The 20,303-nt window shown below is 58.7% G+C and carries 20 protein-coding genes and 1 other RNA gene; 6 read left to right on the forward strand and 15 right to left on the reverse strand.

Features of this window, described 5'->3' with window-relative positions; all coding sequences use genetic code 11:
- Positions 1-35 precede the first annotated feature (35 nt).
- Positions 36-533: a GNAT family N-acetyltransferase gene (locus tag DY250_RS08025; protein WP_115611837.1), complete on the forward strand. Its 498-nt coding sequence runs from the start codon at positions 36-38 to the stop codon at positions 531-533.
- A gap of 16 nt (positions 534-549) precedes the next feature.
- Positions 550-1,713: a multidrug effflux MFS transporter gene (locus tag DY250_RS08030; protein ID WP_115611838.1), complete on the forward strand. Its 1,164-nt coding sequence runs from the start codon at positions 550-552 to the stop codon at positions 1,711-1,713.
- 1 nt (position 1,714) lies between these two features.
- Here DY250_RS08030 and DY250_RS08035 read toward each other — a convergent pair whose 3' ends face one another.
- On the reverse strand, positions 1,715-2,122 hold the full coding sequence (locus DY250_RS08035; RefSeq protein WP_115611839.1) for a hypothetical protein: 408 nt from the start codon (positions 2,120-2,122) through the stop codon (positions 1,715-1,717).
- A 150-nt stretch (positions 2,123-2,272) separates the two neighbouring features.
- On the opposite strand from DY250_RS08035, the gene secA reads away from it, so the two are divergent.
- Positions 2,273-4,990 carry a preprotein translocase subunit SecA gene (gene secA / locus DY250_RS08040; protein ID WP_115611840.1) on the forward strand — a complete coding sequence of 906 codons (2,718 nt, stop codon included), beginning with the start codon at positions 2,273-2,275 and terminating at the stop codon, positions 4,988-4,990.
- Entirely contained in the window at positions 4,990-5,388 is a 399-nt protein-coding gene (locus DY250_RS08045) for a (deoxy)nucleoside triphosphate pyrophosphohydrolase (RefSeq protein WP_115611841.1), read from the forward strand. The genes secA and DY250_RS08045 overlap by 1 nt, the downstream gene beginning before the upstream one ends.
- Positions 5,389-5,674: 286 nt before the next feature.
- Here DY250_RS08045 and DY250_RS08050 read toward each other — a convergent pair whose 3' ends face one another.
- The 6 genes from DY250_RS08050 to miaB form a co-directional block, all read right to left on the reverse strand.
- Complete coding sequence (locus DY250_RS08050) at positions 5,675-6,898, reverse strand: transferrin-binding protein-like solute binding protein (RefSeq protein WP_115611842.1); 1,224 nt, start codon at positions 6,896-6,898, stop codon at positions 5,675-5,677.
- A gap of 130 nt (positions 6,899-7,028) precedes the next feature.
- Entirely contained in the window at positions 7,029-7,913 is an 885-nt protein-coding gene (locus DY250_RS08055; protein ID WP_115611843.1) for a DUF808 domain-containing protein, read from the reverse strand.
- A gap of 42 nt (positions 7,914-7,955) precedes the next feature.
- On the reverse strand, positions 7,956-9,005 hold the full coding sequence (locus tag DY250_RS08060) for a DUF1176 domain-containing protein (RefSeq protein WP_115611844.1): 1,050 nt from the start codon (positions 9,003-9,005) through the stop codon (positions 7,956-7,958).
- Between the two features lie 38 nt (positions 9,006-9,043).
- Positions 9,044-9,520, reverse strand: a complete 477-nt coding sequence (gene ybeY / locus DY250_RS08065) for an rRNA maturation RNase YbeY (protein ID WP_115611845.1) — start codon at positions 9,518-9,520, stop codon at positions 9,044-9,046.
- The gene (locus DY250_RS08070) at positions 9,517-10,500 is read right to left on the reverse strand and encodes a PhoH family protein (protein WP_115611846.1); all 984 of its coding nucleotides are present in this window, start codon (positions 10,498-10,500) and stop codon (positions 9,517-9,519) included. Before DY250_RS08070 ends, ybeY begins: the two co-directional genes overlap by 4 nt.
- 2 nt (positions 10,501-10,502) lie before the next feature.
- Positions 10,503-11,873: a tRNA (N6-isopentenyl adenosine(37)-C2)-methylthiotransferase MiaB gene (miaB, locus tag DY250_RS08075; protein WP_115612805.1), complete on the reverse strand. Its 1,371-nt coding sequence runs from the start codon at positions 11,871-11,873 to the stop codon at positions 10,503-10,505.
- A gap of 106 nt (positions 11,874-11,979) precedes the next feature.
- On the opposite strand from miaB, the gene DY250_RS08080 reads away from it, so the two are divergent.
- A complete protein-coding gene (locus DY250_RS08080) occupies positions 11,980-12,621 on the forward strand; it encodes a transaldolase family protein (protein WP_115611847.1) in 642 nt (213 codons plus the stop codon).
- Between the two features lie 488 nt (positions 12,622-13,109).
- Here DY250_RS08080 and DY250_RS08090 read toward each other — a convergent pair whose 3' ends face one another.
- Complete coding sequence (locus DY250_RS08090; protein ID WP_115611849.1) at positions 13,110-14,732, reverse strand: SulP family inorganic anion transporter; 1,623 nt, start codon at positions 14,730-14,732, stop codon at positions 13,110-13,112.
- Between the two features lie 93 nt (positions 14,733-14,825).
- Here DY250_RS08090 and ssrA point away from each other — a divergent pair.
- Positions 14,826-15,174: a transfer-messenger RNA gene (ssrA, locus tag DY250_RS08095) on the forward strand.
- A 279-nt stretch (positions 15,175-15,453) separates the two neighbouring features.
- Here the strand turns inward: ssrA and DY250_RS08100 are convergent.
- The 7 genes from DY250_RS08100 to DY250_RS08125 form a co-directional block, all read right to left on the reverse strand.
- Complete coding sequence (locus tag DY250_RS08100) at positions 15,454-15,993, reverse strand: DUF4274 domain-containing protein (RefSeq protein WP_115611850.1); 540 nt, start codon at positions 15,991-15,993, stop codon at positions 15,454-15,456.
- A 42-nt stretch (positions 15,994-16,035) separates the two neighbouring features.
- Positions 16,036-16,179, reverse strand: a complete 144-nt coding sequence (locus DY250_RS14025) for a hypothetical protein (protein WP_172542282.1) — start codon at positions 16,177-16,179, stop codon at positions 16,036-16,038.
- A complete protein-coding gene (locus tag DY250_RS08105) occupies positions 16,142-16,507 on the reverse strand; it encodes a hypothetical protein (RefSeq protein WP_115611851.1) in 366 nt (121 codons plus the stop codon). Before DY250_RS08105 ends, DY250_RS14025 begins: the two co-directional genes overlap by 38 nt.
- An 8-nt stretch (positions 16,508-16,515) precedes the next feature.
- Complete coding sequence (locus DY250_RS08110) at positions 16,516-17,517, reverse strand: quinone-dependent dihydroorotate dehydrogenase (RefSeq protein WP_115611852.1); 1,002 nt, start codon at positions 17,515-17,517, stop codon at positions 16,516-16,518.
- A gap of 108 nt (positions 17,518-17,625) precedes the next feature.
- Entirely contained in the window at positions 17,626-18,702 is a 1,077-nt protein-coding gene (gene serC / locus DY250_RS08115) for a 3-phosphoserine/phosphohydroxythreonine transaminase (RefSeq protein ID WP_115611853.1), read from the reverse strand.
- A 47-nt stretch (positions 18,703-18,749) separates the two neighbouring features.
- Entirely contained in the window at positions 18,750-19,385 is a 636-nt protein-coding gene (locus tag DY250_RS08120) for an FABP family protein (RefSeq protein ID WP_115611854.1), read from the reverse strand.
- Positions 19,382-20,164, reverse strand: a complete 783-nt coding sequence (locus DY250_RS08125) for a BUD32 family EKC/KEOPS complex subunit (RefSeq protein WP_115611855.1) — start codon at positions 20,162-20,164, stop codon at positions 19,382-19,384. Before DY250_RS08125 ends, DY250_RS08120 begins: the two co-directional genes overlap by 4 nt.
- Positions 20,165-20,303: the final 139 nt, after the last annotated feature.

Consider the following 20,303-nt stretch of genomic DNA (forward strand, 5'->3'; position numbering starts at 1 on the left):
CGGGATACAATGGCGCATTTGCGAGGGTTTTCCCCATGTCTGCTTTCTCCATCCGCCCCGCGACTGCCGCCGATTTTCCTGCGATTGTCGCGATTTACAACAGCACGGTGGCGAGTCGCCAGTCCAATGCCGATTTGCAGCCGGTCACGGTTGCCGAGCGGCAGGCATGGTTTGCCGCGCACAGCGGCAACCGCCCGCTGTTTGTCGTCTGTGATGCGGACGGTGCGGTCTGCGCCTGGAGCAGTTTCAGCGATTTTTATCCGCGCACGGCGTATCACATCAGCGCGGAAATCAGCATTTATGTCGCGCCTGAGCGGCGTGGTATCGGTCTGGGCGGGCAGTTGCTCGATTTTATGCTGGATGAAGCGCCTGCACTCGGCATCCGCAAGGTGCTGGCATTCATTTTTGCCCACAATGCGCCTAGTCTGGCGCTCTTCCGCGCACGTGGTTTTGCCGATTGGGGGCTGCTGCCACAGGTTTGCGATTTGCAGTCTTTTACCGCCGACATCGTCATTCTCGGCAAGTCCCTCTGATTTTTAAGGATTCTTCATGTCCCACGCTAAAAACAGCCGTCTTTTTCTCATCCTGCTGCTCGGCTCGCTCTCTGCCTTCGGGCCCTTTATCACCGACCTTTACCTGCCCGCGCTGCCGGGCATGGGCGAGTATTTCCACACCAGCGCCTCCATGGTGCAGCTGACGCTGACCACATCGATGATTGGCCTGGGTCTCGGCCAGCTCTTCATCGGCCCCATCAGCGATAAATACGGACGCATCCGCCCGCTGATGGTGTCGCTTGCCATCTATATCGCCAGCACCCTGCTGATCGTCTTCACCCAGGATATTGAGGGGATGATCGTGCTGCGCGCCATTCAGGGCCTGTCGTCAGCAGGGAGCGTGGTGCTGTCGCGGGCGATTGCCGCCGATTTGTATCAGGGCGAGGAACTCAGCCGCTTTTTCGCCCTGCTGATGTCGGTGAACGGTATCGCGCCGATTGTTTCGCCGGTCTTCGGTGCGCTGCTGTTGCAGTTCACCAACTGGCGCGGCATTTTTGTGGTGCTGGTACTGATCGGCGTGGTGCTGATGGCCTTCTGCCTGCGCCTGGAAGAAACCCATCCGCCGCAGAAACGCATGACCGGCTCGCTGCTATCCATTTTTACCGTGCTCGGCAAGATTCTTACCAACCGCACCTTCATGGGCTTCGCCGGCATTCAGGCGCTGATTATGGGCGTGCTGTTTGCCTACATCGCCTCGTCGTCGTTTATCTTTCAAACGGCTTATGGCGTTGGCAAATTCGCCTATGGCCTCTGCTTTGGCCTGAACGGCGCGGCGCTGGTCGCCGGTGCGGCGCTGGCGCGCAAGATGCGGGTGCAGCGCGCGCTACGCTACGGCATCGGTGGTTTCGCCGCAGCAGCAGTGCTGGTCGCCCTGTTCCTGATCGCCCACGCGCCGCTGTGGCTGCTGGAAACCGGCCTGTTTCTGCTGCTATTCTGCATGGGCGGGGTCAATCCCGGCCTGTCCGCGCTGGCCATGTCCGCCGAGCGCCAATACGCAGGCAGCGCTTCCGCCTTCCTCGGCTTCTTCGGCTTCACTCTCGGCGGCGCGGTCTCGCCGCTGGTCGGCATCGGTAATATTTTCTATGCAACCGCGACCGCCATCACCGCCTGCGCCCTCCTCGCTGCCGCCCTCTACTGGCAAATGCGCGATAAGGCCTGAATCAGCGCAGTTCGTTAATAAACGCACTAATCACCGCATCGGCTTCTTCCATCGTGTAATCATGACGCTGATGCAAGCGGATGGGCGCAGGCAAGCGGCGCTGCTGCGCCCAGATGTCGGGGCGGACGGTGACGCTCAGTTGCGGCGGATGCGGCAGCTTTTGTGCGAGGACGTTTTGGATTTCACTAAGCAGGAAGCGCAAACGGGTGCCATCACTGCCGTTTGCCACCCACAATTGCCAGCGCAGCCCTTCCACACTGCCGAGCAGCACGCGATCGCGCCACATTGCCGGCAGACAGGTATCAAGCAGTTGCCGGTAGCGTGCCGCCTGCTCGCTGCCCGCATCAAGCTGCAGCTGACGCAAGATGTTTCTCAAATGCCGTTGCGGCTGGGTGAAATGTTTTTTCATGGCAGGCCTTGATTCTCACGCGGTGCGGACGCATATCGCGAACGTTAGGCGTGTCATCATATCAAGGTCATGCTGCCACCGTTTACGGTATGATGCGCGCTGTCTTGCCGCCCGTTTGGCGCGGCGCAACCCTTTAGAAAGGATGGAACGATGCTTAACAATATCGCCGCAAAAATTTTTGGCTCCCGTAATGAACGCCTGATCAAGCAGTACCGCAAAACAGTCAGCAAAATCAATGCGTTCGAACCACAGATGCAGGCACTGGATGATGACGCGCTGAAAGCAAAAACCGTCGAATTCCGCGAGCGCCTGGGCAAGGGCGAAACGCTGGACCAGCTCCTGCCCGAAGCGTTTGCCGTGGTGCGCGAAGCGAGCCAGCGTGTACTCGGCTTGCGCCATTACGACGTACAGATGATCGGCGGTATCGTCCTGCATCAGGGCAAAATTGCGGAAATGCGCACCGGTGAAGGGAAAACACTGGTAGCGACGCTGGCGGTGTATTTGAACGCACTTTCCGGCAAAGGCGTACACGTCGTTACCGTCAACGACTACCTCGCCCGCCGCGACGGCGAAGAACTGGGCGAGCTTTACGGCTTTCTCGGCCTCTCGACCGGCATCATCATTGCCGGCATGTCGCAGGAAGACAAACAGGCGGCGTACCGCAGCGATATTACCTACGGCACCAATAACGAATTCGGCTTTGACTACCTGCGCACCAACATGGCGCTCTCCCCGGAAGACCGCTTGCAACGCGAGCTGAATTTCGCCATCGTGGACGAAGTGGACTCCATCCTCATCGACGAAGCGCGCACCCCGCTCATTATCTCCGGCGCGGCTGATATGGATACCGAGCTCTATCAAAAACTCAATGTCCTCGTGCCGGAACTCGAACCACAAAAAGAAAAAGACGGCCCGGGCGATTTCAGTATCGACGAAAAAACCAAGCAGGTCGGCCTCACCGAAAGCGGTCACGACCACCTTGAAACGCTGCTGGTCGAGCGCGGTATCCTCAGTGCTGACGAAAGCCTCTACGACCAGAAAAACCTCGGCATCTTCCACCACCTGAACGCCTGCCTGCGCGCACACCACCTCTACCACAAAGATGTGGACTACATCATCCGCAACGACGAAGTCGTCATCGTTGACGAATTCACCGGCCGCACCATGGAGGGCCGCCGCTGGTCGGACGGCTTGCACCAGGCAATCGAAATCAAAGAAGGCGTGCCAATCAAACAAGAAACGCAGACGCTCGCTTCCATCACCTACCAAAACTTCTTCCGCCTCTACACCAAGTTGGCGGGCATGACCGGTACCGCTGATACCGAAGCCTTTGAATTCCAGGACATCTACGGCCTCGAAACCGTTGTCATCCCTACCAACCGTCCCGTACAGCGCCAAGACTACACCGATCTTATCTACCTCAACCAAAAGGGCAAATACGACGCTATCGCCGAAGACGTGCGCGCCTGTCAGGAAAAAGGCCAGCCGGTACTGCTCGGCACCGCTTCCATCGAAACCTCCGAACTCGTCTCCGGCCTGCTCAGCAAACTCGGCATTGAGCACAACGTGCTGAACGCCAAACAGCACGCGCGCGAAGCAGAAATCATCGCCCAGGCGGGCCGCCCCGGACAAGTGACAATCGCCACCAACATGGCCGGACGCGGTACCGACATCGTCCTCGGCGGCAGCCTGCGCGCCGAGCTGAACGCACTAGGTAAAGACGCCAGCGAAGAACAAAAACAGGCGGTGCGCGACGAATGGCAGGCGCGCCATGACGCCGTGGTTGCCGCCGGCGGTTTGCACGTTATCGGCGCTGAACGCCACGAATCACGCCGCATCGACAACCAGCTGCGCGGCCGATCCGGCCGTCAGGGCGACCCCGGTTCCAGCCGCTTCTACGTCGCCCTCGACGACAACCTCGTGCGCATCTTCGCCGGCGAACGCATGGCCTCCATGATGGCGCGTCTCGGCATGGGCGAAAACGAAGCCATCGAATCGCGCATGGTCTCCAAGCAAATCGAAGGCGCGCAACGTAAAGTCGAAGCGCACAACTTCGACTCGCGCAAAAACCTGCTCGAATACGACAACGTGGCTAACGAACAGCGCAAAGTCATCTACACCCAGCGCGCCGCCATCATGGATGCCGAAAGTATCGCCGACATGATTGCCAACATGCGCGTCAGCGTCATTGACAGCCTCGCTGGTCGCTACATCAGCGACGAACAGGTGCGGCAAACCTGGGATCTGGACGGTCTCGAAGCGGCCCTCCTGCAACAATTCGGTATTGGCAAAGACGCGGTGGACATCAAAGGCCACTGGCTTGAAGCCAAGCCAAACATGACCGCGCAGGAAATCAAGGACGGCTTGGTCGAATTCCTGAATGCCGTGCAGGCGGACAAAGAAGCACAAGTCGGGGCGGACATCATGCGCCGCGTCGAAAAATACGTCGCCCTGCAAACCATTGACACCCAATGGAAACAGCACCTGCAAACCATGGATATGCTGCGCCAGGCCATCTGGCTGCGTTCGCGCGCGCAAAAAGACCCGAAGCGCGAGTATCAGCGCGAGTCCTTCGAGCTCTTCCAGGACCTGCTGCAAAACATCCAGCTGGAAATCGTGCGCGTCCTCGCTCATATCCAGTTCCAGCAACAAAACGCTGCTGACGAAGCCGACGCCATGCAGCAACATGCGCGTGAAGAGCACGACGCCGAACTCGCCCACGCCCATTATCAGGGCGGTAGCGACGGCAGTGACGCCGCACCCATACCCAACCCGACCCAAGAACAACTGGCGCGCGTCGGCCGTAACGGCCTCTGCCCCTGCGGCTCCGGCAAGCGGGTCAAAGACTGCCACGGCAAGCTCGCCTAATGATCGCACCCATCGCTGTCGTCGCGGCCATCATCGAAAACCGCGACAGTCAACTGCTCATCGCCGAACGCCCGCCCAACAAAAACTGGGCGGGTTACTGGGAATTTCCCGGCGGTAAGATTGAAGCAGGCGAAAGCCACGAAGCTGCACTCATCCGTGAACTGCGCGAAGAACTTGGCCTTGACCTCTCCGGCGTCCCGCTCAGGCACTACTACCACGGCGTACGCGGCGCAGAAATCAGCATTGATTTCTACCACTGCCGCCCGACCAGCGACCTCCAGCCACAAAGCCTCGAAGGACAACGCTGGCGCTGGGTGGCACGTGCCGACCTCGGCAGCTACCGCTTCCCCGAACCAAACACTGTCGTCCTGCAAAAACTGATGTACAACGATACCTGACAAAAAAGCCCGCGATGCGGGACTTTCGTTTTAGCAGGATTGAATGCCTGAGCGTATAGAAAAATAGTCAAGAATCCTACAGCTAAGTAGGACAAGCCTTACTTCGGCCACGCATGATGATTTTGAACGGATGAAACGGGTAGATTCGCATCAAAAGGCCTCGAAAGCCTTGTAATAGTAATCAGATAAGGCTTCGCATAGCAAAAAACCGAAAGGTCAGCAATTCGCCTATATAAAAAGGCGGAAAATCCCGCCTTTCTTTTTTTGTAGTGCCAGATGGTTCAGATTAACGCTCTGCGCCAAAGCCGCCCACATACTGCACAGCTGAACCATCGGTTGCCGTTCCCTGCAAACCGAAGACACCGCCGACTTCATCAGCATTCGGGCCATAAAAACGGCCTTGCCATTTCCCGGTCAAGCCTTCGGCGGTACGAATGTCACCGCTGAAATCGCTGGTATTTGCTGCCCAAGAGGCAGAACCGCTCAGGTTGAAATTAGGTTTGTCTTCAATCACATGATCCGTACCTTCAAAGGTATGCAACTGTGACACACCGGTCGTTTCATAGCTGATGTTGCGTCTGCCGAAATTGGCATGCAGCTTATTCAACGCTGTGACCTGGTTGCCGTTGTAATAACCATGGCTGATGCCGTTGTAATCAGCGGATCCCCCTTTTGGCATTTGGCTTGGCAGGGTTTGTTTACCGATACTTTGGTAGCCGACGAAGGGGTCGCGTGAACGATCTAGGAAACCGTTATTGGCGCTACCAAAGAAGTAGCCGAAAGTCTGATAACTCCAACCCGCAGCAGCAGGATTGCGGAAATAGGCACTCAAATAACCATTGGGATTAGCAACCCCATTTGCAACCGGGGCAAAGAGCAGGACACTGTTGAATCTGCGGTCAATCGTGCCACCATAATCTCTCAGCACACCGTTTTCACGTTTCTTGGTGATTTTGTTGGTGCCGGCATCACGGGGAAACTGGGTGGGCAAAAGCGCATTCAAATCAGCCGTGCCATGCGCTACAACGTAATGCCAGCGGTTGTTTACATCTCGCATAACGATAGGATCGTTCTTGTCTTTATTATCGGTGCCGCTACTGCCGCCACTTCCACTGGTACTACCACTACCTTTATTGCTATCCTGCGGATCACATCCACCTGGTTTTTTGGAGCATGTCGTAATTTCACTCACGATACCAGGCTGGTTAAAACGGATTTCATCGGCAGGATCAATAATTTTGTTGTTATTGTTATCAACAGAAACGACTGTCGGCGAAAGCTGCTGGCCTTCATTTTCCATATTGACCAAAAATCTATTGATGGTCGGATCCGTCTTATCAATCACTTTTGGTCCGTTTGCGCCATTGTTGTTATTGTTAACATTTGGTTTCAACGCGTTACTACTTTTGTCATTGGGTGAGAAGGTGCCAGGTCCACCACCGCAGGCAGCCAGTAATGCGACGCTCAGGACGGACAGCATCCATTGCGGTTTGAGAATTTTCCGTTGCATAGGTACTCCATAGAGGGTTGGTTAGGGGAAAACAATTAACTTACGTTAAGGTGGACAATAATACATGATTAATGCCTGATTGCAAGCCTTTTGCAGGAGTACCACAAGCACGTTGTATAAATGCAACTTTTCAGCAATGACGCCGTTTTACTATGTTCGCAGCAACAATATAGGCAGCAAGGCCGACCACACTGCCGACGACAACGGATAGCGCGGCTTCCGTGCACCAGGCAGCAAAGCCGCCTATGTTATACGTCCAGCGTTGGGCAAGGTGGTGCAGTGGCGCGATGTTTTCGACCCAGAGGTGGCCACCGACGATAAACATCGCTGCCGTACCTACCACGGACAGGACCTTGAGCAATCTGGGCGCGAACCACAGCAGGGCTTGTCCCGCTGTTTGCAGGAAGCGGTTGGCGGTCTTGCTCCAGTACAGGCCAAGGTCGTCGATTTTCACGATGAGGGCGACGATGCCATAGACGGCAGCGGTGAGGACGAGGGCGACAATGCTGAGGCCGAGGATTTGTGTGACGAGCGGTTTGCCGACGAAGCTCGCCAGTGCGATGACGATGATTTCGATGGAGAGGATGAAGTCGGTGCGAATGGCGCTGCGGATTTTGTCTTGTTCCTGCTGTTCGGGTGTTTGTGCGTCGTCTGCCTGTGTCGGTGCCGCCTCTTCATGGTGATGCAGCAGGCGGTGCAGGATTTTTTCCACGCCTTCGTAGCAGAGGTAGGCGCCGCCGATCATGAGGATAAGCGGCACGACAGCGGGCAGGAAGGCGCTGAGCAGGAAGGCGATAGGGACGATGATGGCTTTGTTGAGCAGCGAGCCTTTGCTGACGGCCCAGATAATGGGTAGCTCGCGGCTGGCGCGGATGCCGGTGAGCTGGTTGGCATTAAGTGCCAGATCGTCGCCGAGGACGCCGGCGGTTTTTTTGGTGGCGACTTTGGTCATTGCCGCCACGTCGTCAAGGATGCTGGCAACGTCGTCCAGCAGGGCAAAGAAGCCGCCAGCCATCAACCGCCCCCACGTAGCGGTGCAATCATCCGCAGTGCGGATTTATTGTGCATTTTTGACCTCGGTAACGGTGGAGACGAATGTCGGCAGTTGCCATGCCCCGCCGCCGAAGCCGCGACAGAGACCACTATCAAGGGCGCTACTGAGTTCGTATTTTTCGCCATTCCAGATGTATTCGCTGCCGGACCAGCAATCGCCGAGGCCACGTCCTTTCATTTGGCCGCTGATGGTTTTGCCATTGAAGTCGTTCATGGGTTCTTCGTCGCTGCCAAGCCGTTGTTGCAGGTTTTGCAGTCCGGCATTAAAGAGGCCGTAATAGTAGGTTTCGTTGTAAGGGCCGCGCCAGCAGAGTTTGGCCACCAGTTTGTGCCGGGCATCCAGTTCGTAAACCGCCAGTGTTTTTTCCTCGGCGCTGTAAGATTCTTGATCGGCGCTGCTGTCGCTGGTGAGGCATTCTGTTTTCGGATCCAGCAGTTTGTTGAGGCGGGCGTAATCGGCGGTATCGGGCGCAATAAGTGTCGGTTTGCCGGGCTGGATGTTTACTGCTTTGAGCTCCGGCTTGGCTGCTGGCGCAACGGTGACGGCTTTTTTGCCGCGTTGTTTCAGGGTAACGGCGCTCGCTGTCTGCAAGCGTCCTTGTGCTTCGTCCCATTTGAGGAGGACGGCTGATGCCCCCGCCGCTGACAGTTGCCATTGTGTTTTTCCGCCGCTGAATTGGATGTCAGCACGCGGTGCTTGCAGAGCGGCTAATAGCGCTTCGATTTGGGCGGCATTCAGTTCGGCTTCTCCGTTATTTTTGTCCGGGTGCAATTCGCCGAGGTTTTTGCCGTCGAGGGTGAAGGTGATGTGATCGGGTAATGGCGATTCATCGGCGGTAAGCAGGCTGATTTTGCCGCTGATGGGCGCATCGGCACCGGCAGCGCGGGTGAGGAGGACGGAAACCGGCGCCTTTTCGCCATCGTCTGTTTGGTAACCGGCGACGCGGCAGGTGTGGGTGTTGTCGCAGTTTATTTGCCAGTCGCCGTGGGTGAAGCTGACGGCAGCCGTGGCGGTGGTGCCAAGTAAGGCCAGCAGGAGGAAGGGTTTATTCATATATGTCTCTTTTTATTGAAAAAAAGGGGGGGGGGTTATCAGGCGTCTGCAACCGGGGCATAGGGATCGGCGTAACCGAGACGGGCGAGGATGTCGCGTTCGGTGTTCTCCATTTTTTCGGCCTCATCGTCTTCGATGTGGTCGTAACCAAGAAGATGCAGGAAGCCGTGGATAGTGATGTGCGCCCAGTGTGCTTCGGCGCTTTTTTTCTGCTCTTTGGCTTCGCGGTTGACCACGGCGGCGGCGATGACGACGTCGCCGAGGAGGCGCGGTTCTTCCGGCAGGTCCCAGTCGCAGGGGAAGGAGAGAACGTTGGTCGGCGCGTCTTTGCCCCGATATTCGCGGTTGAGTTCCTGCATTTCATCGTTATCCACGAGGCGCACGGTGAGTTCCAGCGCCTCGCTCAGGGCGAGGGCTTCGTAGGCGGTGTTCAACCAGCGTTGCAGGCGTTTTTCGCTGGGGAAGCGTTCGTCGTTACCGAGTTCTTCGGTCTGGTAGTCAATGGTGAGTGTCATGGTGTGTTGTTTTCCGGTTGCTCAGCGGCTGCGTAGGCTTCGACGATGCGCTGCACCAATGGGTGCCGCACCACGTCTTGTGCTACGAAGCGGGTGAAGGAGATACCTTCGACGTTTTCCAGGATACGCGCGGCGTGTTTGAGGCCGCTGGTCGTACCTTTCGGCAGGTCAATTTGCGTGGTATCGCCGGTGATAACGGCTGTCGAGCCGAAGCCGAGGCGGGTCAGGAACATTTTCATTTGTTCGACGGTGGTGTTCTGCGCTTCGTCAAGGATGATGAAGGCGTCGTTCAGGGTGCGGCCACGCATGAAGGCGAGCGGGGCGATTTCGATGACGCCGCGTTCCATCAGTTTGGCGACGCGCTCACCACCGAGCATGTCGTTCAGCGCGTCGTAGAGCGGACGCAGGTAGGGGTCCACTTTCTGTGTCATATCGCCCGGCAGGAAGCCGAGGCGTTCGCCCGCTTCCACAGCGGGGCGGACAAGCACGAGTTTGCGTACTTTGTCTTCGGCGAGGTACGACACAGCGGCCGCGACGGCGAGATAGGTTTTGCCCGTGCCCGCCGGGCCGATGCCGAAGTTCACGGCATGCTCGAAGATGCGACGCAGGTAGCGGCGCTGGTTACTGCCGCGTCCGCTGATGGTGCCGCGTCGTGTCTCGATGCGGATATCCTGGCCTTCGCCACGCGCAGCGATTTCGCCGGACAGCGTCGCCCCGGCATCGCGCAGGGCGAGGTGCACGTCATCCAGGTTAAGCACACCGCCGCCGGTCTGACCATAAAGGTGTTCGATGACGAACCGCGCCTGGGCGCAGCGGCCTTCGTCGCCGATGATTTGGAAAAGGTGGCCGCGACTTTCAATCTGCACGTGCAGTTGTTCTTCAATCAGGCGCAGGTGGGCGTTCAATTGCCCGACCAGTTCGCTGAGGCGGCTATGGTCTTGCGGGCTGAGCTGGAAAGCGAGAGTGTAATGATCAGACATAATCAGGCGGTGTAACGGCGTGGCGCGGGCTGGGCTTCGGCTTCCAGCAGGCGGCCACGCAGGGAATTCTTATAAGCAGCGGTGATATGAACCTTGGCGAAGCGGCCGATCAGGCTTGCCGGTGCCTGGAAGTTGACGACGCGGTTGTTCTCGGTGCGCCCACAGACTTCGTTCTTGTTCTTCTTCGAAATGCCGTCCACCAGCACCCATTGCTCGCTGCCGACCATATCGGCGGAAATCTGCGCCGCCATTTGCAAAATGCGCGCCTGCAAGCGGGCAAGACGGGCTTTCTTCACGTCCATCGGGATGCGGTCGGGCATAGCAGCGGCAGGCGTGCCGGGGCGTGGGCTGTAAATAAAGCTGAATGACGTGTCGTAGAACACATCCTCAATCAGCTGCATCGTCGCCTCAAAGTCCTCGTCTTCCTCGCCGGGGAAACCGACGATGAAATCCGAGGAAAAGCTGATATTCGGGCGGATTTCCCGCAGCCGTGCCAGCTTCTCCTTGTATTCCGCTGCCTTGTGACCGCGCTTCATCAAAGTCAGTATCTTGTCCGAACCGCTTTGCACCGGCAGATGCAAATGGCTGACGAGCTGCGGCACGCGGCGGTACACCTCAATCAAATTGTCCGTAAATTCCACAGGATGCGACGTGGTGAAGCGGACGCGGTCAATACCGTCAATCGCGGCGACATACTCAATCAACAGCGCCAAATCGGCGGTATCGCCGTCGAACATCGCGCCGCGATAAGCGTTCACATTCTGGCCGAGCAGATTGATTTCGCGCACCCCTTGGGCGGCGAGCGCGGCACATTCGGCAATCACATCATCAAACGGGCGGCTCACCTCCTCGCCGCGCGTATAAGGCACAACGCAGAACGTGCAATACTTCGAGCAGCCTTCCATCACCGAGACAAACGCCGTCGGCCCTTCCGCGCGCGGCTCCGGCAGATGGTCGAACTTCTCGATTTCCGGAAAGGACACATCGACCACGCCGTCCCGCTTCTCCTGCGCCTCACTAATGAGATTCGGCAGACGGTGCAGCGTCTGCGGCCCAAAGACCACATCCACCGCCGGCGCGCGGCGGCGCAACTCCTCACCTTCCTGCGAGGCAACACAACCGCCAACCGCGATGATGACATGCGGCTTGGCGTCTTTCAGCGGCTTCCAGCGGCCAATCTGCGAAAAGACCTTCTCCTGCGCCTTCTCGCGGATAGAACAAGTATTGAGCAAAAGAATATCGGCTTCTTCCGGCGTCGCGACCGGTGTAATCCCGTGCGACACCTTGAGCACGGCAAGCATCTTGGACGAGTCGTACTCGTTCATTTGGCAGCCGTAAGTTTCAATATAGACGTGTTTCAGTAAAGGCTTCATACACATAAGCGAAGAAAAAAACGGCGGGCATTATATACCGCTTCCCCGGCTCGCCACTGACCGCAGGCGGCGTACAATAGCGGCGAACCCTCCACGGAGCCCCGCCATGTACCTCGACACCGCCAACCTGACCGACATTCAGCATTACCGCGACCTCGGCATCCTCAAAGGCATCACCACCAACCCGACCCTGCTCAAACAGCACCCCGCGCCGCGCGCTGAACAACTTGCCGCCATCCTCCAAACCTACCCTGACCGGCTTTTCGTGCAAGTGCTGGGCAACGACGCCGCCACCCTGGTCAGCGACTTCGCGCAAATCCTCGCCGACTTCCCCAACGCAACGCTCGGCATCAAAGTCCCCATCAATACCGAAGGATTACGTGCCGTCAGACAAATGCGTGAACAGCGGCCGGACATCCCGCTGCTCGGCACCGCCATCTACTCCGCCGAACAGGCCATCCTCGCCGGCATTGCCGGCTGCGCCTACGTCGCGCCCTATGTAAACCGCATGGAAAACAACGGCATTGACCCGTATGCCGTCATCGCTACCGCCCGCCACTACTACGATGAGCACGCCATCAACTGCCGCATCATGGGCGCCAGTTTCAAAAACACCCAGCAAATCCTGCACGCCCTCAACGCTGGCGCCCACACCTGCACCATCCCGCCGGAACTGCTGCGGCAAATGCTGGAAAAAACCGTCGCCAACGAAGCCATCCGCGTCTTTAACGTCGACGGCGGGTTATAAATTCACCGCATGCCTTCTCGCGCTAAGCGGCATAAATACTGGGCCCGCCAAGCGGCATAAACACTGGGTTCGCCAAGCGGCGCAAACACTGGGCCCGCCAAGCGGCGTAAACACTGGGCCCGTCAAGCGGCGCAAACACTGGGTTCGCCAAGCGGCGCAAACACTGGGTTCGCCAAGCGGCGTAAATACTGAGCCCGCCAAGCGGCCACAGGTATCTATAGTTAAACATCTAAAAAATCGTAACGGCGTTGCGTCGCCTTGCCGTACTACCTGTACTGTCTGCGGCGACGCGCCTTGTTACGCTTTTTTATCTATTCAACTATACCTATCTCAGTAGTTGTAGAAATAGCTGCGGAAACAAAGGGCAAAACCCTCTCCGCCTGCGGGACTGGGACAGCTCGCCCCGCTGGCAGGAGGCAGGGCTGAAATCACTCGCATCGGCGACGAATCCTGCCCACAACGCCCGTATTTATCCCGCTTGGTAGCCGTTACTCCTGTGCCTGTTTCAGCACCGCCACCGCCGTATCGAAATCGCGCATGAAGTTCTCTTCACCGAGCAGGGTCAGGATGCCGCTGCGGCTCAGGCTGGCGCGGACTTGTTCATTCGCTCCTGAGATGAGGACGCGGATGCCGCGTTTGTGGAAGTCGGTAATGACGCGTTCCAGGGTGAGGATGCCGGTCATGTCAATATATGGCACCCAGCGCATGCGCAGGACAACGGCGCGCGGCTGGGTGTTGATGTCGGCGAGGGTTTTTTCGAATTTTTCCATCGCGCCGAAGAAGAAGGGGCCGTTGACGATGAACATTTGCACGTCTTCCGGCAGTGCTTCGCTGTCGCTGCTGTGTTCGCCTTTTTTGACTTCGACCGCCTTCGCCATTTGTCCGAGGAAGTGCAGGGTGGCGAGGATGACGCCGATGTTGACTGCGACGACAAGGTCCACAAAGACGGTAAGGGCAAAGGTGATGAGGAAGAGGGCGTTGTCGGCGCGTGGTGCACGGCGCAGCATGTTGAGGCAGCGTTTCGGCTCGCTCATGTTCCAGGCGACCTGGAAGAGGATGGCGGCCAGCGCGGCGAGCGGGATGTTGGCGGCAAGCGGCGCAGCGACCAGCAGGATGAGGATGAGGGTCAGCGCGTGGACGATACCGGCAAGCGGGCTGTTGCCGCCCTGACGGATGTTGGTCGCGGTACGGGCGATAGCGCCGGTCGCCGCAAAACCGCCGAAGAAGGGGGTGATGATGTTGGCAAGCCCCTGGCCGACGAGTTCCTGGTTGGAACTGTGGCGCGTGCCGGTCATGCCGTCGGCGACGACCGCCGAGAGCAGCGATTCGATAGCGCCGAGCATGGCGATGGTGAAGGCGGGCAGGATGAGGGTGGTGGTTTTGCTCCAGTTGAAATCCGGCAGGGCGAAGGCCGGCAGTTTTTGCGGGATACCGCCGTAGGCCGAGCCGATAGTGGCAACGCCGTCAAACTGGCAGAGGCTTTGCAGGACGGTGGCCGCGATAAGCACCCACATCGGCGACGGGATGCGGCGCAGCAGGGCGATTTTCGGCACGATGATGAGCAGCGCCAGCGACATCAGCGCGAGGCCGGTGGTGGCAAGATGCACCTGCGGGAAACTGCGCAGGAGCGCCCAGATCTGTTCGTGGAAATGCGCGCCCGTCGCTTTCGGCAGGCCGAAGAAGGAAGCCCATTGCCCGACCCAGATGACGACACCGATACCGGCGGTGAAGCCGAGGATGACCGGCATCGGGATGAAGCGGATCATGATGCCGAGGCGGAAGAGACCCATAAAAAACAGCATCACGCCGGCGAGGACGGTGGCGATTTGCAAACCGTCGAAACCGTATTGCGCGGTGATGCCGGCGAGGATGGCGATGAAGGCGCCGGTGGGCCCGGCAATTTGTACGCGTGAGCCGCCGCAGACCGAAACGATGAGGCCGGCGACGATAGCGGTATAGATGCCCTGTTCCGGTTTGACGCCCGTTGCGATGGCAAAGGCCATGGAAAGCGGCAGGGCAACCACGCCGACGATGAGGCCGGCGATGATGTTACGTAACCAGTTCGGAGGGGCGAAGAGCCCGGCACGGCGGGCTTCTATCCAGGCAATCATGATGTTTCCTCAAAAAATCGCGGATTCTACGCCGCGCGCTGGTCTACAGCTACTGGATTTCCCGCCTGGCGCTGTCTATAATCGCGCCCACTTGGGGGCGTTCCTGGATTCGACGGGGATGACAAGACTCCAGGTGCATGTCGAGGATGAAAGAACCTCGTAAATCCCTTTCAAATCAATAGTTGCAAACGACGACAACTACGCTTTGGCGGCTTAATTCCCGCTGACGCTCACTTGAATGTGTCTGTACGTTCAAACTGAGTGGCATTTTTACAGAACCGCTGCTTATCGCGTCCGCCGGTAGGCAGTCAAATCAAGCGGAATCGTGTGCGGGTTGCCTGGCCGTTGGCTGCACGCCCATTAAATTAAAAACGTGCCTAAACATGTAGTACCGAAGGTTGCGTGTTTCCGGACGGGGGTTCAAATCCCCCCGCCTCCACCATCCATTATTATTATCCTGTCCAATGTTGTCTAGAAACCGCTGTTAATTCAGCGGTTTTTCTTTATCTGCCGTCCTATACCATCCAATAAAAATCCTATTGCATCCAGCCCAATCTGTGGGGCAGAACATGGGGCATCTGTCCTACCCTCTTTTTAGCCCCACAAATGCTGACCGATGTCAAAGTGCACGCTGCGAAGACGCGGGAAAGACGCCGACGGTTTGTTGTGAGAGGTACGCCCGAACAGCAGCAAGTTCATGGGGCTGCGCTACGCAGAGGCATCAATCCTCGTCATAGAGCGTCCACACCGCTTCCGCAACCGCCAGCGGCAAGCCATCGTCATAGTCGGGGAAATCGGCATCGACATCAACGTGCTGCGCGCCCGCAATGATTTCCAGCATGGCGGGCGGCGCCTCGCGCTGGCGCGTGATGCTGTCGTACTCAAACGGATAGGCACCGTCTGTCTCATAGGGATTGAAATACACGGCAGCATGAGGATAGAAACCGTTGGTATAGCGCGCTTCCAGCAGGCGGCAAAACTGCCAGGACGCGCGCTCGTAATCAGGCACATCCGCCTCGGCGGCAAACTGCATTAACCAATCCGCGCCCAGGTTCCAGTACATGGCGAGTATTGCGGCGCGGTCGGTCTCAGGACGGTCGGCAAGCCAGCGCAACGCGCGGGCGTTGCCATCGTAATTCGAGCGCTGCACAAAGCAGAATTGCTCGGCGGGTGATGCCTGCGCGAGATGGGCGATGATTATTTGATGCGCACGTTCGTCGCGGGTGTCTTCAAATGGTTCCAGGCCAAATTCGGTGTTCATTGCGGGGTCTCCTGAAAAGGAAAGCAGGGGGCGTGCTGTTATTCAATAGTCGCCCAGCGGTCTAGCGGGGCGGATACGCCAGCGATTTTTTTGATGTGTGATCACCCACGCGCCGGTGATAAGGGCAAAGATGCGCGCCCATTTGCTGTCATTCATCAGCCCCGTCAGATGGGTTTTCTTGTTCATATTGTCCTTCATGGAAGTAGGCGTAGGCGGCAGCTTCCAGGTCGCCGTCTCCCGTCAGCAGGTTATCTGCTTCGTCGTAGAGCCGGTAGGTTTGCTGTTCGGCATCGCCAATGGGGCAACTGCCGTCCAACCCCAGCAGGAGGGTGTAGTAGGCATCGGTCAGCAGCAGGGATACGGCTTCTTTGAGGAGCGCGGTTTGCCTGTCGTCCAGGTGCAGGGCGCGAATTTTGGCATTCGCTGCGCTGGGGCAAGGGCTCTCGGCAAAGGTTTCCTGCGTCATGCGCTTTTTTTCGAGGTAGCAGTGGCGGGCGAAGTCGGCGGCGTTCATGGGCGTCTTTAGCCGAGTTGGCGCAGGCAGTCGCGGATAAGCTGCGGGCCGTGGTAGATGAGGCCGGTGTAGATTTGCACGAGGTCGGCGCCGGCATCGAGTTTGGCCTGCATGTCGGCGGCGTTCATCACGCCACCGGCGGCGATGAGCGGGATGTTCGGCAGGCGGGTGCGGATTTTGGTGAGGATGGCGGTTGCGTGCGCAGTGAGCGGCGCGCCGGACAGCCCTCCTTGTTCGCTGCCGTGCGGGTGGCTGGCGACGGCGCTTTTGTCGAGGGTGGTGTTGGTGGCGATGATGCCGTCGATGCCGCAGGCGGCGATGGTGTCGAGCAGGTCGTTGAGCGCATCGTCATCAAGGTCGGGGGCGATTTTCACGACGATGGGGACGTGTTTTTGTGTGGAGGCGGCAAGGCGCTGTTGTTCGCTCTTGATGCCCGTCAGCAGGGTACGCAGGGCGGCGCCGTGTTGCAGGTCGCGCAGGCCGGCGGTGTTGGGTGAGGAGATGTTGATGGCGAGGTAGTCGGCATGTGCCCAGGCTTTCTGGATGCCGATGAGGTAGTCATCCAGCGCCTGTTCGTTCGGGGTGTTTTTGTTTTTGCCGAGGTTGATGCCGAGGATGGCGCGCGGACGCGGCGTGACGATAACGCGTTCGATGAGGGCGTCGATACCGTCGTTGTTGAAGCCCATGCGGTTGATGACGGCCTGGTGTTCGGGCAGGCGGTAGAGGCGTGGGCGGTCATTGCCCGGCTGCGGGCGCGGGGTGACGGTGCCAATTTCGATGAAGCCGAGTCCAGAGCGGTCAAAGGCGCTGATGGCGACGCCGTTTTTATCCAGACCGGCGGCGAGGCCGAGGCGGTTCGGGAAGGTCAGCCCCAGCAGTTCGACGGGCTGGCCGCCCTGCATTTTCGGCATGATGGTCGGGAAGCGGGTCAGCATGCCGAGGGCGAGGTCGTGCGCTTTTTCGGGGTCGAGGCGGAAGAGTAAGGGTCGGGCGAGGTAGTAGGGGTTCATGCGGTTTCCTGTGTTTATGAGGGATGAAATTTTGTCGCCTGGGAGGCAGTTTGGCAGCATTCAAGCGGCGTAGTTGCCGCGTTTTGCCGCTACGTCGGGCTTTGATTTTTATGCGTTTTTTGCCGCGAAGGTTTGCATGTAGTCAATCAGCGCTTCTACGCCGCTTTTCGGCATGGCGTTGTACAGGCTGGCACGGATGCCGCCGAGCAGTTTGTGCCCTTTGAGGCCGGCAAAGCCTTGTCGTTCGGCTTCTTGCCAGAAGCGGGTATCGAGTTCGGGCGAGGGGGTGCGGAAGGTCACGTTGGTACGCGAGCGGCAGGCGGGCGGCACGTCGCTCTGGTAGTAGTTGCTGCAGTCGATGTAGTCGTAGAGCAGGCCGGATTTATTGATGCTTTCCGCTTCAAAGTGGGCGATACCGCCGCTGTCTTTAATCCAGTGCAGGACTTTGTTCAGCATGTAGATTTGCCAGGTTGGCGGGGTGTTGTAGAGGCTGTTTGCGGCGGCGTGGGCGGCGTAGGTGAGGAATTTGGGTACGCGCGGGTGGTCTTTAATGAGGTCGCGGCGGACGAAAACGAGGGCGAGACCTGCCGGGGCGAGGTTTTTCTGCACGCCGCCATAGACGATGGCGCAGCGTTCCCAGGGGATGGCGCGGGTGTAGTAGTCGGATGAGGCGTCGATAACCAGCGGCACGGCGGCGGTCGGGTAGTCGCGGTATTGCACGCCGCTGATGGTTTCGTTGCTGGTGAGGTAGAGGTAGCAGCAATCGGCGGGTAGCGGCGGCAGGGCATCCGGCAGGGTAGTGAAGCCGCTATCGCGCCCCGTCCAGATTTCGCGGGCGTCCCCCACGCGCTCGGCCTCTTTCAATGCTTTTTCCGCCCAGATACCGCTGTTGATGTAGGCGGCGCTGCCGCCGTCGGCGAGCAGGTTGAGCGGGATCATGTCGAATTGCTGGTGCGCGCCGCCGGCGAGCAGGAGCGGCTGGAAGTCGGCAGGCGCGGCGAGGAGTTCTTGCGCGAGCGCCAGGGTTTCTTCATGCACGGCTTCGAAGCGTTTGCTGCGGTGGCTGATTTCCAGCACGGACATGCCGCAGCCCTGGAAGTCGAGCAGTTCGGCCCGGGCGGATTCGAGGACGGCAAGCGGCAGGGTGCAGGGCCCGGCGGTGAAATTGTAGATGCGGTGGGTCATGGATGCCTCTCTTGGGGTTTTGGGGATGGTTCAACGTTTGCGGCGGTTTATTTTATCGCCGCGCGGGCGGTCGGATTGGGGGTGGGTTCGGCGATTTTGTAGAGGGTGTTGCGGTCGGTGTGATGGAAGGGTTGTGCCCGGTCAGGAATGATGAGTACGGTGTCCTGTTCGTAGCTCCAGCTACCGTCGGGATGGTGGGTGACGGTGATGGTATAGCTCTCGGTTTTGAAGGCGTGTTCGAGGAAGGGGTTGGAGAGGATGCCGTTTTCAAGGCTGCCGCGCCCGGCACGCAGGGTGAAGGTGGTGGCGTCGGCAGCGGCATTACCGACAGCCATCGCGGTTTGCCCGCGCGGAATGGCCAAGGTAAGGATAACGTTGCCAGTGGCGGGTTCCCACAGCCAGTAACCGACCTGGTCGTGGAAGGTTTCGACGCCGCCCGGCTGGAGGATATGGGTGTGATAGCGCAGGCCGTAGTAGAGCTGCGGGCCGTTGGTCTGGGCATCAATGGGCTGGAGTTCGTAGTGCTCAATGTAGGGGTCATGGTGCGCGCCGTCAGCTTTGGGATTGGTGTCCATGCCTTTTTCGCCGCGCCAGATGCCCGCCATGCGGGCAAGCGGGCCGAGATGGGCAAGGGTGTCAGGATCAACGGCAGCTTCGGTATAGATGTCTGTGGGGTATTTCATGCGTATGTCCGGTGTTCGAGGTGAATCAGTTCGGCAAGGGCAGCGAGACGCAACGGGTCTTTGCCCCAGCGAGGATGGCGCAGGCAGCGCATCCACAGCAACGGGCGCACGGCGGCGTGGATGTCGTGCACGACGGCAGGCGACAAGGTGCGGGTGTGGGCGTGCCACAAACGGACGGCAGCATCAAGGTGGCCGCGCTGTTTGAGGATGATGGCGGTGGATTGCAGGTAGCAGAGGTAGTCGCGGCTTTCGCAGGCGGTAAAGGACATGTACTGTCCGGGGTCTTCTTCGAAATCAATGAATCCCGTACTGCCGTCGGAGCAGGCGATGATGTTACGCGCGAAGGGCTCGCTCAGGTATTGCCCGTGTTCATGCACGGCGCGGATGGCATCAAGGCCCTGTTGCCAGCGCGCGAGGTCGTCGGCTTCGTGCTCAATGCGCTCAAGCAGGGTGTGTTCGCCGAGGTGGGTGAACATGATGCCGTCCGCGCTGCGCGCGAGCAGATGCGGCACATGGATACCGTGCGCTTCCAGGGTTTGCAGCCGCCCGGCTTCGGTCGCGATGACGGCGCGGCCGCCGGGATTAGGCACGGGTTTGAGCGCATTGAGGTGGAAAATGGCGGCGAAGTAGCCGATCAGGGTATAGCGCCACTGCGGGATACTTTTCCCTGCTTTACGTACCCAGACGGTTTCACCGCTGGCAAGGGTATGGCGGGCGATGTTGGTGGTTTGCCGGGGAAGGATGGCGGCAAGCGCCGCCTGGTAGGGGCTGTTGTTCATGATGGTGGTTGGTTGGTTTTTATGTGTGGCACGGTAGCGTGCGCGAATTTGCGGTGCAAATTTTTGTGGTGTTTCCCATACACGACGAAGTTGCGCCGCTTGGCAGGCGATAAAAAACCGCGCCGGGGCACGGTTTTGT

It is taken from the genome of Cardiobacterium valvarum, assembly GCF_900460955.1.
Lineage (GTDB): Bacteria > Pseudomonadota > Gammaproteobacteria > Cardiobacteriales > Cardiobacteriaceae > Cardiobacterium > Cardiobacterium valvarum.

Excerpts from the sequence above, each read along its gene's own strand:
- DY250_RS08025 (WP_115611837.1), top strand. The coding sequence starts at position 36 with ATGTCTGCTTTCTCCATCCGCCCCGCGACTGCCGCCGATTTTCCTGCG.
- DY250_RS08030 (WP_115611838.1), top strand. The coding sequence starts at position 550 with ATGTCCCACGCTAAAAACAGCCGTCTTTTTCTCATCCTGCTGCTCGGC.
- DY250_RS08035 (WP_115611839.1), bottom strand. The coding sequence starts at position 2,122 with ATGAAAAAACATTTCACCCAGCCGCAACGGCATTTGAGAAACATCTTG.
- secA (WP_115611840.1), top strand. The coding sequence starts at position 2,273 with ATGCTTAACAATATCGCCGCAAAAATTTTTGGCTCCCGTAATGAACGC.
- DY250_RS08045 (WP_115611841.1), top strand. The coding sequence starts at position 4,990 with ATGATCGCACCCATCGCTGTCGTCGCGGCCATCATCGAAAACCGCGAC.
- DY250_RS08050 (WP_115611842.1), bottom strand. The coding sequence starts at position 6,898 with ATGCAACGGAAAATTCTCAAACCGCAATGGATGCTGTCCGTCCTGAGC.
- DY250_RS08055 (WP_115611843.1), bottom strand. The coding sequence starts at position 7,913 with ATGGCTGGCGGCTTCTTTGCCCTGCTGGACGACGTTGCCAGCATCCTT.
- DY250_RS08060 (WP_115611844.1), bottom strand. The coding sequence starts at position 9,005 with ATGAATAAACCCTTCCTCCTGCTGGCCTTACTTGGCACCACCGCCACG.
- ybeY (WP_115611845.1), bottom strand. The coding sequence starts at position 9,520 with ATGACACTCACCATTGACTACCAGACCGAAGAACTCGGTAACGACGAA.
- DY250_RS08070 (WP_115611846.1), bottom strand. The coding sequence starts at position 10,500 with ATGTCTGATCATTACACTCTCGCTTTCCAGCTCAGCCCGCAAGACCAT.
- miaB (WP_115612805.1), bottom strand. The coding sequence starts at position 11,873 with ATGAAGCCTTTACTGAAACACGTCTATATTGAAACTTACGGCTGCCAA.
- DY250_RS08080 (WP_115611847.1), top strand. The coding sequence starts at position 11,980 with ATGTACCTCGACACCGCCAACCTGACCGACATTCAGCATTACCGCGAC.
- DY250_RS08090 (WP_115611849.1), bottom strand. The coding sequence starts at position 14,732 with ATGATTGCCTGGATAGAAGCCCGCCGTGCCGGGCTCTTCGCCCCTCCG.
- DY250_RS08100 (WP_115611850.1), bottom strand. The coding sequence starts at position 15,993 with ATGAACACCGAATTTGGCCTGGAACCATTTGAAGACACCCGCGACGAA.
- DY250_RS14025 (WP_172542282.1), bottom strand. The coding sequence starts at position 16,179 with ATGAACAAGAAAACCCATCTGACGGGGCTGATGAATGACAGCAAATGG.
- DY250_RS08105 (WP_115611851.1), bottom strand. The coding sequence starts at position 16,507 with ATGAACGCCGCCGACTTCGCCCGCCACTGCTACCTCGAAAAAAAGCGC.
- DY250_RS08110 (WP_115611852.1), bottom strand. The coding sequence starts at position 17,517 with ATGAACCCCTACTACCTCGCCCGACCCTTACTCTTCCGCCTCGACCCC.
- serC (WP_115611853.1), bottom strand. The coding sequence starts at position 18,702 with ATGACCCACCGCATCTACAATTTCACCGCCGGGCCCTGCACCCTGCCG.
- DY250_RS08120 (WP_115611854.1), bottom strand. The coding sequence starts at position 19,385 with ATGAAATACCCCACAGACATCTATACCGAAGCTGCCGTTGATCCTGAC.
- DY250_RS08125 (WP_115611855.1), bottom strand. The coding sequence starts at position 20,164 with ATGAACAACAGCCCCTACCAGGCGGCGCTTGCCGCCATCCTTCCCCGG.